9 protein-coding genes are annotated in these 13945 nt (G+C 60.1%); 6 read left to right on the forward strand and 3 right to left on the reverse strand.

What is annotated here, in order from left to right; all coding sequences use genetic code 11:
* Nucleotides 1–105: 105 nt before the first annotated feature.
* Together ACXR0M_RS12275 and ACXR0M_RS12280 are read right to left on the reverse strand one after the other, a co-directional pair.
* Nucleotides 106–894, reverse strand: a complete 789-nt coding sequence (locus ACXR0M_RS12275; RefSeq protein ID WP_458832117.1) for a siderophore-interacting protein — start codon at nucleotides 892–894, stop codon at nucleotides 106–108.
* Nucleotides 891–1466: a PadR family transcriptional regulator gene (locus tag ACXR0M_RS12280; RefSeq protein ID WP_458832118.1), complete on the reverse strand. Its 576-nt coding sequence runs from the start codon at nucleotides 1464–1466 to the stop codon at nucleotides 891–893. Before ACXR0M_RS12280 ends, ACXR0M_RS12275 begins: the two co-directional genes overlap by 4 nt.
* Nucleotides 1467–1959: 493 nt before the next feature.
* Here ACXR0M_RS12280 and ACXR0M_RS12285 point away from each other — a divergent pair, with 493 nt between their 5' ends.
* From ACXR0M_RS12285 to ACXR0M_RS12310, 6 genes are all read left to right on the forward strand, one after another.
* Complete coding sequence (locus ACXR0M_RS12285; RefSeq protein WP_458832119.1) at nucleotides 1960–2451, forward strand: CS1 type fimbrial major subunit; 492 nt, start codon at nucleotides 1960–1962, stop codon at nucleotides 2449–2451.
* Between the two features lie 108 nt (nucleotides 2452–2559).
* Nucleotides 2560–5082, forward strand: coding sequence for a CS1-pili formation C-terminal domain-containing protein (locus ACXR0M_RS12290; RefSeq protein WP_458832120.1), 2523 nt, complete (start codon nucleotides 2560–2562; stop codon nucleotides 5080–5082).
* Between the two features lie 35 nt (nucleotides 5083–5117).
* Nucleotides 5118–6374: a hypothetical protein gene (locus ACXR0M_RS12295; RefSeq protein ID WP_458832121.1), complete on the forward strand. Its 1257-nt coding sequence runs from the start codon at nucleotides 5118–5120 to the stop codon at nucleotides 6372–6374.
* Between the two features lie 59 nt (nucleotides 6375–6433).
* Nucleotides 6434–7177 carry a molecular chaperone gene (locus ACXR0M_RS12300; protein ID WP_458832122.1) on the forward strand — a complete coding sequence of 248 codons (744 nt, stop codon included), beginning with the start codon at nucleotides 6434–6436 and terminating at the stop codon, nucleotides 7175–7177.
* Nucleotides 7178–7240: 63 nt separating this feature from the next.
* Nucleotides 7241–7735: a CS1 type fimbrial major subunit gene (locus ACXR0M_RS12305; RefSeq protein WP_458832208.1), complete on the forward strand. Its 495-nt coding sequence runs from the start codon at nucleotides 7241–7243 to the stop codon at nucleotides 7733–7735.
* A gap of 80 nt (nucleotides 7736–7815) precedes the next feature.
* Nucleotides 7816–9069, forward strand: coding sequence for a hypothetical protein (locus tag ACXR0M_RS12310; protein ID WP_458832123.1), 1254 nt, complete (start codon nucleotides 7816–7818; stop codon nucleotides 9067–9069).
* A gap of 53 nt (nucleotides 9070–9122) precedes the next feature.
* On the opposite strand, the gene ACXR0M_RS12315 is transcribed toward ACXR0M_RS12310, so the two are convergent.
* Nucleotides 9123–13793 (reverse strand): dermonecrotic toxin domain-containing protein, encoded by a 4671-nt coding sequence (locus ACXR0M_RS12315; RefSeq protein ID WP_458832124.1) that lies wholly within the window; start codon nucleotides 13791–13793, stop codon nucleotides 9123–9125.
* Nucleotides 13794–13945: the final 152 nt, after the last annotated feature.

Here is a 13945-nt window from a genome sequence, read left to right on the forward strand (position 1 = left end):
ACCCATGTGGGAGCGGGCTTGCTCGCGAAAGCGTCGGGTCAGTCAACATCATTTTTGAATGAACCACCGTATTCGCGAGCAAGCCCGCTCCCACAGGGAGGAATCTCATTCCTCTTCGGGAGTACCTTCTGCACGCCAGTAGCCCACAGCCTTGATCAACTGTTCATCCAGCCCATGCTCATCAATCAGCACCCGGCGGATCTGCCGTGAAACCTTGGTCTCGGTCGCCACCCACGCATACAGATTGCCCTTGGGTACCTGCAGCTGTTTGACGGTGGTCAGCAGGTTGTCCTTGCCGCCTTCGCGCAGCACCCAGATCACATTGACCTGCGCCGCACTTTCCAGCACTTGTTGCTCGGCACCGTTTTCCACTTCGATCACCACCAGCGCCTTGCGATTGGCCGCCAGGCCTTCGAGTCGCCGGGCGATGGCGGGCAGGGCGGTCTCGTCGCCGATCAGCAGGTAGCTGTCGAAGATGTCCGGCACGATCATTGAGCCGCGCGGCCCGCCGATGTGCAGGAACTGCCCGGATTTGGCCTGTTCGGCCCAGGTCGAGGCAGGGCCGTCGCCGTGCAGGACGAAGTCGATGTCCAGTTCGAGTTTGTCCAGGTCGTAACGGCGCGGAGTGTAGTCGCGCATCGCGGGCATCGGCGTGTCGCCTTTGCCGGCGCCGAGCTCCATGGTTTCCAGCGCAGCGCTTTGCTCGGCATTCTGCGGGAACAGCAGTTTGACGTGATCGTCGCTGCCCAGGCTGATGAACCCGGCCAGCTCCGGCCCGCCGAGAGTGATGCGGCGCATGCGCGGGGTCAGGTCGACCACGCGCAATACTTCCAGTTTGCGACGTTTGATTTCATGCATCACACGGTGAATGGTTTGGCTATCGACTGCACTCATTCGGCTTTCTCCGTGGCAGGTTGAACGGCGGGGCCGTCGACGATGGCTTTGGCGGTGTCGTTGAGCAGGTCACGCACACGCAGGATTTCTTCAGCGCTCCAGCGCCCGTGGTGCAGCTGCAAGGCATGACGCAGGTTGTGCACCGCTTCGTGGATTTCCGGCGGCCGGTCATGGCCGCGCAACGAGCGCTTGCTGACATCGATGCGGGTGCGCACGCCATCCAGTGCGACAGCTTGCTCACTCAGGGACAAACGACCGGCGTCGGTCACGCTGTAGCGTTTTTTGCCGCCGTGGGCATCACCACTGATCAAGTCGCTTTCTTCCAGAAAGGTCAGCGTTGGATAGATCACGCCGGGGCTGGGGCTGTAGGCGCCGTCGAACATGCCTTCGATCTGGCGGATCAGGTCATAGCCGTGGCAGGGCTGATCGGCGATCAATGCCAACAGCAGCAATTTCAGGTCGCCAGGGGCGAACACCCGTGGGCCACGGCCACCGCGTTCGCGGCCAGGGCGTTTTTCAAAACCGTCACGGCCATCGCCGTGTTCTCGGTGGTGCGGATGATGGTCTCTCATTTTTCCTTCTCTTTTTCACGTTTAGATACAACTTAAGATATATCTTTACGTGCTGGCAAGCCCCTCCGACCAGCGGTGGCAACCTGAACCGATCGAGCTGGCGCTCGTCCGATGGGCAAAAAACATCAGAAAAACAGAGTATTCAAAAGAGCGGGAAAGGCGCAGATTAGTGCTACCTCTCTAATGTAAGACTTCAACCTTTAAATAAAGGCGTTGTCGTACTGTTCTGACGGAAGTTACCGTTGTTGTCTGGCCCGCCAAGTCAGTTAGTTGGCGTGCTGTAGTCTGGCTCTGACAGGGTCTCGGTTGTTTTTCAAAACTTTAAGGTTTTTTCTTTCCGGTCCGATGGACGTCCGGCTACAGCGCTGTGGGAAGTTGCCTGCTTACTTTCAAGAGCGGCTGAATGATCATGTTCCGGCGTTGGAAGTTCAGCGTTATGTGAAGTTCTGAAACCTCGATGATTCAACTCTTTAAATAAGACAGGTACTGAAAGATGTTCAAGAAGATCGCCTTTGCTGCTCCTCTGGCTCTGCTGGCTCTAGGTTCTTCCGCCGTATTTGCGGCGGGTGAAGCCCGGCACTCGATCTCGTTGGTGGCGCATGTCCCCACCAACGGTTTCTATGTAGTGCCGACCGATGCGGATCTGGTCAACAAGGATCAGCGCATGGACTTTCAGCCGGGCAGCAACACCATGCGTGAGGTCAATGGTTTCTTTGATGTGCGCAACAACAACGGTTCCGTTCACGCCAGCCTGGAGAGCGTGCCGCAACTGATTGCCGGCGCGACCAAAGTCGCGCTGCAAGTGTCCTTCAACAACAAGGTACTTTCGACTACGCCACAACTGGTCGTGGGCGAGGCCGAGTCGAATGATAACTATCGCGCACCAATCAATATCAAAACCGTCGGCGCCGTTCCACCGGCCGGTGATTATACCGGCGCCGTCACGATGTTGTTCGATGCTGTTCCGCCAGTGGGTACGCCTTGAGATTGACCGGCGTTAGTTAGCACTTACTTGTTCAAGTAACGTGACCGATCGGTAATCCTCAAAGTTACCGATCGGGATTCAACTTATCTGCAAACAGAGTATTCATTCATGTTCCCGATGACGCCCATCGCGGCGGCGCTTGCGCTGCTGTTATGTAGCAGTGCATTTGCCGCACCCGTATCCGGTGGTCATACACCGCGAGGTTTGTTGGCTCAGGCCAAAGGGTTGCCGGCAGAGTTCGAGGAGCACTTTTTCGATGTTCCACTGGCGGTCCGGGTCGAACTCGACCAGCAACCGCTGGGTGAAGCGATGATTGTTTTATCCCGCGATGACCGGGTGACCCTGCTTGAATTCACCGATACCGGTGACAGTCGTTTCAGCGCCAGCGAGCGCGAAATCTGGACTGACGTGCTCAAGCCCGGCGTGGCGCTGGGTGCGTGTGAAAACCGGTGTCCGGAACAGATGCTGGCGGTGCATTACAACCTGGAGAACTCGCTGCTGTCGGTCGTCACCGCGAATGCCGAACGCGACAGCGGCATCAAGCGTTTCTACGATCAGCCCGAGGCCGGCAGCAGCGGTCTGATGGTGCGTAACCAGCTCAATCTCAACGGCGGTCAGGATCAGGATACGGGCGGTCGTTTCGGTCTGGAGGCCAGTGGCAGCCTGGGCAACTGGAGCCAGACCTTCAACATGCAATTGTCGCGGCTGGGCGGGCCGGACACCCAGACCTATCACGCCGTGCATGAACTGTTCACTCAGCGTGAGCTTGAAGGCAACTTTTTCCGCCTGGGGTATTTCACCCCCAATTCCGAAGGCCTGACCCGCCAGCCGCGCTCGTTTGGCACCAGCCCGGACACGGCGGTCGGCGTGATGGTGGGCAGTTCGGACAGCCTCGCCATCGACAATCCGAAACCCAGCGTCTACCCGGTCTATGTCACCGCCAACCGTCAGGCTTCGGTGGAAATCTACCGCGAAGGCCTGCTGATCAATACCCAATCGGTGCCGGCCGGATTGCAGACGCTCGATACCCGGCCTTTGCCCGGCGGCATCTATGAAGTGGAAGTGCGGCTGATCGAGGATGGTCAGATCACCTCGACCACTCAGGAGCTGATCTACAAGCCCAACAACTGGCGCAATCACGACGAGCGCTGGCGCTACAACCTGTTCGCCGGCCAGGAAAGCAAACTGCTGAGCAACTGGGATGATCAGGAAAGCGGTTATGCCACGGCGGGCGCTTCGATCAACTACTTGCTGCACCCTCGGGTGATCCTCGGCCTGTCCGCGCGTCAGGTCAGGGAAAAACTGCAGTACGGCAGTTCCATCGACTGGACGCTGGGCAACAGCATCAGCCTGTACGCCAACCTGTATCAGACCGAAGACCACGGCACCGGCGCCGATCTGCAAGGCCTCTATAACTATGGCTCCGGCAGCCTGGTGGTCAGCCACAACCGCAGCTGGCTCGACACCACCAACCTCTACGACACGCTGCCCGATGGCACCCGTGTGCGCCAGCGCAACGTATTCACCGGGCAGACCAGCAACTCATCGCTGGCGCTCAATCACCGGATCAGCCGCAAGAGTTCGCTCAACGCGCGGGTATCCCACAGCGAGGGCAACGTCGAAGGCGTCGGCGTCGATCTGGGCTGGACGCAGCGCACCGAGCTGTTCGGCAGTGACGCCAACTGGCGCCTGTCGCTGTTTGACCGGCCCGGCAGTTTCAGCAGCGGTGATGCGCGCAACCGCGGCGTTGATCTGAGTATCAACATGGCGCTCGGCGGCCCCGGCGAACAATATTCGGCCAGTATCGGCAGTCGCACGGCGCGTGAAGGCGGTCGCGACAACAACGCCTCGTTCGGTTACCGCAAGGACTGGCAGGATCACATTCTGCAGAGCGTATCGGTAACCGCGCTCACTGATACCTATGGCGTGGGGCTGTCGAGCCTGGCGAATTTTCGCACGGACATCGTGAATGGCGATGGCTTTGTCCAGCGCTCGTCCTACAGCAACAAGTTCACCGGTGGCCTGAACCTCGACAGCACCCTCGTTGTGGGGGCGCAGCAGATGACATTGACCAGTCAGCATCAGGGCCGTGGCGCCGGAATGATCGTCGATGTCGAGTCCGATATCGAAGGCATCGCACTGCGCGCCGATGACCTCAGCGGTGGCAGCGCGGCGTTGCGCCCGGGGCGTAATTTCATTCCGCTGACCGCCTACAAGAACAGTTCGGTGAGCTTCGACTTCGAAGGCAATCACGTTCCTGCCGCGAACATCGAGCCGGCGCGCACCCGTTATCACTTGAACAAGGGCGGCGTCGAGTACCGCAAGGTGCGGGTGATGAAAACCCTCACCGTGCTCGGACGCCTGCTCGACCCACAAGGGCGCCCCCTCAAGGGCCACCACGTGATCAACCATGCCAGTCGCGGGGTCAGCGAAGTCGACGGCTTCTTCTCGATGGAAATGCATGCCGGCTCACCGACGTTGCAGGTGCGTTACGCCGACCGTTTGCTGTGCCAGTTCCGCCTCGATATCGACCGCCATCGCAATGAAAACGACGTGTTGATGATCGGCGATTTGCGCTGCTCGCCGGACACCCTGGCGGACGTCGCTGACCACCGGCAATCGGCGGGTTGAATGCCCGTCCCGTCGATCCTCAATGGAGTGCAAATATGAAAAAGCAGTTTTTTGCGCCGCAGCCGAGGTGGAGTGCCTTGTGCCTGGGGTTGCTCGCGGTTTTTGCAGCCAGTTCCGCGCAGGCGATCGTTCAGGAAATCAGAGCGACGTTCTCGCCTGATCCGGCTTATCCGCATCGCAATCTGTTCATTAACAAGACCCCGGTCAGCGGCTATTGCGCTGACCGGCCTCAGGATTGTCAGCAGCAAGGCATGTTCAGCATTCGCTTGCCGGTGCGTTTCGACTCGGTGCGCGCCATGCAGCCAGGCGATGCAGCGCGCAACAGCGCGATGTTCCTGGTTCCCGCGCAATGGAAACCGCTGACGGTGACGAACACGGCGACCGGCGAAACCGAAACCGTTGAAATACGCATTGTCGGGTTCGGCTCCCAATATGTATTGGACGAACCGGTCACCCGCCTCACGGGAGCCGCCACGAGCCTGCTCGGTCATCAGAATCTGTGGGGCGGCCCCGGCCACAGCTGGGTGTATGCGGCGCCGCTCTGCGAGTATAGCGGTGTGGGGCTCTACAGCGATCACAGGTACGCATTTTTCTGGAAGACCCCGTCAGTGGGCACCTGCGTCAAAACCACCCGGTTTCTGATCCCGACCCTGTTCTACGACTATCTGGACTTTGCCTACGAACTGAAAACACCCAACCCGCTGAAAATGTCCTCGGGCATCTATACCGGCTCGCTGAGTTATCGCGTCGGCCCCGGCGGAGATTTCGACATGGGCGACGTGATGAGCCCCAACGATCCGGATCTCACGCTGAATTTCACCCTCGACGTTAAGCACACCCTCAAGGTCGAGCTGCCGCCCGGTGGCGAGCGCATCCAGTTGCTGCCGCCCGGTGGCTGGCAGCGCTGGCTGCAGAGCGGACGTAAACCGGTGCAGTTGTCCCGGGACCAGCTCTTCCATATTTCCGCATCTTCGCGTTTCAAGATGTTCATCCAGTGCTCTCTGAGCAACGGTCGGCACTGTTTCCTGAGCGACACGACCACGATAGTGAAGGTGCCATTGAAAGTCAGCGTCACGCTGCCCGATGGCCTGACCGATACCCATGGCCTGCCGGTGCGACGTCAGGAGTTGCTGACCTCAACCGGTGCCGTGGTGTTCCGGCCGAGCCACTACGTGGATCGCCAGCCGGGCACCCTGCACTTCGAACTCCAGAACTTCGACACGATGTTTTTGCCAGGGCTGCCCAATCAGTACTCCGGCAAGGTCACGGTGATCTGGGATTCGGAAATCTGATGGCGCGCGCATCGCAGCAGCGCGCCCGTAGTGTGTTTACTGGCATGAGGTTCGAGGGTATGAAACGTCTGGCTTTACTGTTGGGTTTGAGCGGGTTTTCCCTGGCGATTCAGGCCGGGCCGCAGATCAATGTCGGCACGGTGTACGACTATCTGGACAGCGACAAAAGCACTTACCTCAAGCGTGTCTACAACAGCGGCGACAGCACCGCATTCGTCAAGGTGAGCATCCTGGAGATCATTTACGACGCCGATGGCAGTTACCGCGAAATACCGGTAGTGACGCAGGCCGATGGCAGCGGACGCGATGGCCTGATGGCCAGCCCGGCGCGGTTGATTGTGCCGGCCAACGGCATGCAGGGCACGCGTTTGCTGTTGCTCGGCAAGCGTGATCGGGAACGTTATTTCCGCGTGCGTTTCGTGCCGGTGGTGCCGGAGAAAGAGGATGAATTCGCCGTGTCCAGTGATGAACGGGAGGCCTACAAGGAGACCCTCTCGGCCGGCGTCAACGTGATGACCGGGTTCGGCACGGTGTTTTTCGTGCGCCCCGAAAACACCCGTTTCGACAGCGTGCTCGATGACAGTCCCGACGTCTACCGGGTGCGCAACAACGGCAACACCGTGGTGCTGATCGACGAGTTTCGCAACTGTTCGCGCAAGAACGAAAGCGAGTGCGAACCAGTGACCCAGCATCACATCCTGGCGGGCAAGACCTTCGAGTTCGAGAAGAAACCCGGGCGCGAATACCGCTTCAATCTGGTCGAAGGCGCCGAGAAAAAGGCCCTGCGCGTCGCCAGCCAGTAACGCCGTCCGGGCCGACTCCTGTGATCCGGCCCGGCGCTTTCCTTGATGCAACAGGTAGCTGACATGATCAAGCAATCGACCATCGCCCTCGGTGTGAGCGTGATAACGCTGATGACTGCCCAGGCGTTTGCCGCACGCGAAGAACACATCTTCGAGGTGGCAGTGGATATACCGCGGCTGGGCTTTTACGTACTGCCCGCCGAGTCGAACTGGATTCACCTTGAACAGACCCTGCCATGGAATCTCAACACGTCACGCCTGGAGGGGCTGCGCAAGAACTTCGACGTTAAACACGACACCAGTGCCATCGAGGCACGGCTGGATAGCGAGGCGTATTTGTCCAACGGGCGCGAGGAGCAGAACATCTATTTGCGCGTCAGTTTCAACGGACAGGAGCTGGGCCACGAGCCGAAAGCGCGGCAAGTGGTGTCGGCGGAGCAGGCCATGGCGGGCGGGCGTTTTCCTCTGGAGATACAGCCGCTGATGCCGACGGGGGGCTACCGGCCCGGGACTTACCACGGCAACGTCAATCTGGTTTTCAATGCCGCCGTACCCTGATTGCGCTTCGCGCTGACGACGGCAAGTTTGATTCTCAGCCCTGCCAGGGAGTTGGTCGGGGTTAACGCAGAGGGATAGAAATGAGCGTTGCAGGTTTTTCGGTCTCAACGGCGCGTCCGTGGGCATGGTTTTTCATGGGCGTGTGGCTGCCGGCGGCGCAAGCAGAGGATGTCCCAATCACGGCAGTGTTCAAGCCCGACCCCGCCAAGCCGAACTTCAATCAGTTCAAGAACACTACACCCCCGAGCGGTTATTGCGCCCTGTACCCGGAGCAGTGCACCGACAACCAGACATTCAGCCTGCAGGTACCCATTCAGTTCGACTCCGTTCAAGCCATCTCCGCCAACCACACCTCGCCGCGTCAGGGAGCCCTGTTCAAGGTGCCGGCGCAATGGCGGGAATTGTCGGTACGTCACGACACCGGAACCACGGAGGTGGTCAAGGTACGGATAGTCGGTGTGGGGTCCCGGTATGTCACCGACGATGTCATGCAACTGGTTGGCGGCGCGGCGGATTATCGAGTCGCGCACAATCTGTTGTGGGGATCGAGTTGGGTCAACACTCCGCCGCCATGCCTCTACAGCGGGGTGGGTTACTACGGTAACAACTACTATGGTTTTTTCTGGAAGACACCGGTGGAAGCGGCGTGTACGAAACAAGCGAAATTCAATGTTCCGTGGCTGCGATATGAGCATCTGGATTTTGCCTATGAACTCGAAACCCCGAATCCATTGACGATGCTTACGGGCCATTACACGGGCTCGTTGACTTACACTGTGGGACCCAACGGGGATTTCGATTTTGGCGACATCATGTTGCCGAGCAGTCCCATACTGAACATGAACTTCAGTCTCGACGTCCAGCACACGCTCAAAGTCGATATCCCGCCCGGCGGCGAGCGCATTCAGTTGACTCCTGTCGGCGGTTGGCAGAGCTGGTTGCAAAACGGGCGAAACCCGACGCGACTGCTGCGTGACCAGCGCTTCAATATCTCGGCCTCATCGCGGTTCAAGATGTACCTGGAGTGCGAGTTCAGCACGGTCATTTACGACTGTATGCTGGATGATCGTGTTTCCAGACGCGATGTGGAGCTGCGTGTAGGTGTCAGCCTGCCCAACGGGCTCACCGACCTCGACGGTCAACCGGTCAGGCACGCACGCCTGCGTACGGGCGCGGCCCGGGCGCTGCATTTTCAACCGGGGTTTTATGTTGACCGGGGGCCGGGAGTGCTGCATTTCGAGGTGCCGCAAGACCAGATGGCTTTCATGCTCGAACCGGGTGCCGGGCCGTTCTATCGCGGCCGGGTCACCGTGATCTGGGATTCGGAGGTTTGAGCTCGATGGCCTGAACCTGACGGCGGCCTTCGCGCCGTCAGGTCGGTCGCGGATTACTGCCCGGCGCGATTCATCGCCGCGCGGGTCAGGCTCCTCGACAAGGCCTTTTCCTCATCGGCCATATCCACCAGCAAGCGGTTATAGATCGAATCGCTGATCGGTTCATCGGCAAACACCACGGTGTCCGGGACCGGTAGATCGTGGGTCAGCTCTCTCAATTGCTCACGCAAGGTGTCGCGTTGTTCGCCGGACGTTGCTTCAAGCCATTTGCGCTGGGTTTCGACCAGGGTTTCCAGTTGTTCATGCAAGGCATGAAAACGCTGGGTGTTGGCTTGCAGTCGCACCGGATACCGTTCCTGCAGCCAGGTCTGCCAGAAGTCCTGCTCAAGCATCTTGTCCACCAGGCCATCGCCTTGCTCCAGTGCCAGTACCGTGTCGTAGGCCTGGTCGACCATCATTTTGCTGACCCCCGACACGCCCCGGTAAAGCATGCCTTCGGTCTGCCAAGGCAGTTTCAGGCGCGTGGCCAGGCCGGTCTGATAGGCCAGATAGACCTCGACGACGTCCGGATCGCCACCCCGACTGGCCACATCAGCGCGGGCAATTTCGTTGACGTGCGCAAGCCGTGCCGCGCCTTTAGCCAGCGTCACCAGTTTCAGTTCCAGCTCGGCAGAACTGGTGGCGTAGGCATACGCTTCGGCGGCCAGCACATGAATGCCCATGTTATTGAACAGTTGCGCACCGGCGTCGGCGCAGTCCACCGGGGTGACCACCATGGTGAACAGTTTTTCCCGCAGGGCCGTGTCCAGGTGTACCGCGTCGACCATGCGCCAGACACGCTGCATCAATTGATCGCGCAATTGGCCACCGGCGCGATAGTCGGCAAATGAACGGACGTCGAGCAGTGTCCGGATGAAAGGCTCGGCCTGCGCTTCGTTGATCAGCTCCGACCACGGGGTTTCCCGGTCTACGCCCCAGCCCGGCACATCGCCCCAGTAATCGTTGCCGTAGGACGAGAGGATGGCGCGATTCTCCAGGGCATTATTGGCGCTTACGTCGGGTTCGGGAGGCAATTGCATCGCGCGGCGATGGTTCTGGTAGCGCAGCTTGTCAATGTCCGAGAGCGCCCCGACGTCCAGGCGCGTGCGGGCCACCAGCCATTGCCCGTCGGAGCCGGTCGCCACGTCCGGCAAGCTCGTCAGCGGATTGCCGCGCAAGTCGAGCAGAAAACCGCGCGGGCGCGGTCTGGCCAGTGTGCCGGCGGGCCAGGCGGTCAACCCGGTATTTTTCAGGATCACCACTTTCAGGCGCGGCATCCGCGACAGGTCAGGAGAGCGTTGCAGCGGATTGTCTTCCAGCCTGAGCACTTCCAGGTAGGTCAGCCGGCTCAGGTATTCGACGGCACTGGCGTCCAGCACGATGCGGTTGTCACTCAGGCGCAGACGCTGGAGCTGACGCAGCGATGTGCGGATATGTTTGGGCAGGCGCCGCAACTGACAGTTTCTGGCGCTGAGTTCCTGCAAATGCGCAAAGTCCTTGAGCAAGCCGTTCAACTCCACGGAAAAGCGTGTGTTGTCGAGCTTCAGCACCGTGACCTTATCCAGGTACTTTTTCAGCTCCGGGCGTTTTGACCACCAGGTTTCCAGGTCGATGGGGGCCTGATCCTGTCCCGCTTCCCGCGACAGATCCAGTGCCAGCGACGTCGGATCGGCACGGTTGCCGAGAATCTCGTTCTTGCGCTCGAAACATTGCAGCAGGCGTTCATAAATGTGCAGCCCGCCGCCGTCGCGAAACTCGCGAAAGGCTTGCGGCCCAGGTTGCTGATAACGCCAGCGATGAACGATGGTGCGGATCTCGTCCAGCTCGTTTTCATGAGTTTCAATGGTCTTGAGCGGATCGCCGCCCTGGGCGATCAGCGCATCGGCGTAGGCGTTGACCTCCCGTGGGGTGAAGTGCGGATGCAGATCTTCGATGCGTTCGTGCAGAGTCGCTCCGCTTTTGGTCAGCGCTCCTCCGCGCAACAGATAAAGCGTTTGCGGTTGCGCCACTGGACGAATCGGCGGGCGCGCGAGCAAGGTGCGGCGCACGGCGGGCGGGGTGGTTTTGGCGATGACCCACTGCTTGAAGCGTTCGCCATCGGTCACTTGATAACCCAGCGCGCTCTGACCGTCATGCTGCGTGGCGTGCAGAATCGCTTCGTACAAGCCGGCGGACTCATGCAGCGTCTGGCCCTCACCGTCGCACACGCGATAATGGTCGGTGGCGACGCGTACCAGCACGCGAAGACGGGGTGCCGAGTCTGCACCGGCACTGCAACGCAGCTCGCCAGTGAATGTTGCCTCGCGGATTTCGATGCGTAAATCGCCGAACACCGCGCTGTATTGACGCAAGGCGCCGAGCATCAGACGCTCGCTGTCGATATTGCTCAACGCCGCCGACTCCAGCCCTTGCGCGGCCCTGACCGATTGCAGCTCGAACGCCAGTTCGCGCGCGGTGGTTCTCAGGCGCAAGGGCACACGGTGGCTTTGGGTGATGTGCTGCAATTCCATGGGGCTGGCGACGCCGATGACCCGTTCTGCCAGAGCGGCGGTCAACGGCGGGCAATCGAGCATCAGTTGCCGGGCTTCAGGCGATGGTGCGGTGGTGGTCGCGACGGGCGGCTGTTGGCCCAGACGCTCGAGGGTATCGATCAGCAGTGGCGGCGGCGGGGCGTTTTCCACGTGCACGCGGCGCAGGACGTTTTCGTCGGTACCGCTGAGCTTGCGCACCTGTTGCAACCGGGCATCGCTGAAGCCTTCGGTGCGGTGGCTGATCCGTCGCAGCAGTTGCGCCTCTTGCCACTCGCGCGGGTTTTCCGTCTCACAGACCCAGGCACCTTGAGCGTTGTGTTTGAGGCGGGGTGCATAGGCCTCGGGACGTTGCGGATGGCGGATACGGTGCTCGCCGCCTAGCGGGTCCTGTGCGACTTCGTACAGGTGCTGATCCAGTCGCAGGTTTTGCTTGTCACCCAGCGCATACAGGCCTTGGGCATCGGCGCGGGCAGTGGCGGGTAGGGCTTGATCGGCCAGCCGATAGGGCGTCAGATCCGGGTTCCACAGGCGGGTCTCGCCGTTCGCCAGTTGCACCGGTCGCATGTTTTCGACAAAAGGCGAAAGCCTGAGACCGACGGCCTGAGCAACACCCGTCGCCCCTGCGAAGACTGCCATTTGCACGACATTTTCCAGTACCCCGAGCGCCTGCTCTCCGGCTTCGGCCAGGCGACCTTCAGCCAGATCCACCACGCCCTCGAATACACCGTCGAGCAATTGGTAAGCGGTGTACGCCAGCAGCAATTCTCCGAGAACCGGCACGAACGGGGCCACAACCATCACGGTGACGGTCAGCAGATCGGAGAGGATTTTTTCCAGATTGTCCCACCAGGCCCAGCGAGCCATGCGATCGGCGTATTCGGTGGAAATGGCGATCTCTCTGGCATCATTGAAGATCTTGTTGAATTTCTGCTGGTAGAAATACTCCCAGCGATCGGCAACGAAGCGCGTCTGGCGATCCTCCTGAATGGGCGACAGAGCAAATTGCAGATGGGGCGTGTCGACCGGTGTTTCGCGCCAGCTCGGCAGGTTCGACCCCGCCGGGGCGGGACGCCACTTTATCTGGCTGAGCCGATCATTGAGGTTGGAAAAAAAATGCCCGCGCTGGCGCTGGTCGACAAACTGACTGAAGAAACGCTGGTATTGGCCTGAGGCGTCCTCACGCAATTGCCGGGTGAGGCGGGCCATGAAGTCCAGCGAGCTGGCGTATTGCTTGAGCGGATATTGCGGATCATGCGGTACGTAGGCAATCAGCGGCGCCGGTTTGTCGTACGAGAAGGCCTTCGGCGCAATCAGCACAATGCCGGTCAGGCTGGCGTCCATCATGCTCAGGTTGTAACAGTCCACCGCCTGGCCGTTCCAGTTCAGGTGGGCGTGTCCGGCAATCAGCTTGTGGATCACCTCAAAAGCGCCCTGATCGATGTCGTTGCTCATTCGCGCCATGTGCGCGGCGACCCTGAGCGCGGCCTTCTGACTGAAGGTGACATGCTGGCGCAGGGTATCGCGGGCCTCGGCGTCCTCGGGCATCAGGTGCTGTTTCAGGTGACGGTCATACAGCGCCCCGAGGTCGAGCTCGCGGCACAGGGTCTTGAATTGTTCGAGGCTGATGCGCGACTTGAGCGGCTTGACCGAATAGTGCCCTTGGGCGTCGGGACGGGAAATGAATTCAGAGTCGGCGTGAAAGGTTTCGCCAGCGACGAAGTTGTGCAATGCCGCATCCAGCAACGACACGCTGCGGCTGCGCAGGCCGGCCTTGAAGTCATGCGTCCACCACGAGGTCGGAGTGGGGGTGTACAGGTGTAGCCAGGTGAGCTGCACATCCAGTTGCAGCCCGAACTGTTTTTTCAGCGCCTGTTCGAGCAACGGTTTGGCGAAGGCCTGCACGTCGAGAACGCCGGCCAGTGCCCGGTCGAGATTGTTCTGCGCCAGCCAGTGCCCTTGGAGCGCCTGATGCAAGGCCTTACGCTGCGCCGGCGCGGCGTGCTGATGACCTATGGGCAGACGCGGTTTCAGCGCTTTCAGGGCTTTTACCCTGGGTAATGTCGTGCTGCTCAGCCAGGCGGGGAGTGCGTTGCGAATGACTTCGTGGTGAATACTGGTGACGGGCGCTGACGTCGTGTCGGTGTGCGGCTTCATGAACTGATCGTCCGTTGATCAAAAGTGGACGATCAGCCTAGGCAGGGCGCGGGTGCAGAAAAAGCGCAAAAAACCAGACGGTAAATCCGTCTTGGCGGCTCAACCCTTTCAACATTCAAAAGTGAAAAACACCGGGCTACCACCGCCAGCCT

Source organism: Pseudomonas sp. Eth.TT006 (assembly GCF_054456575.1).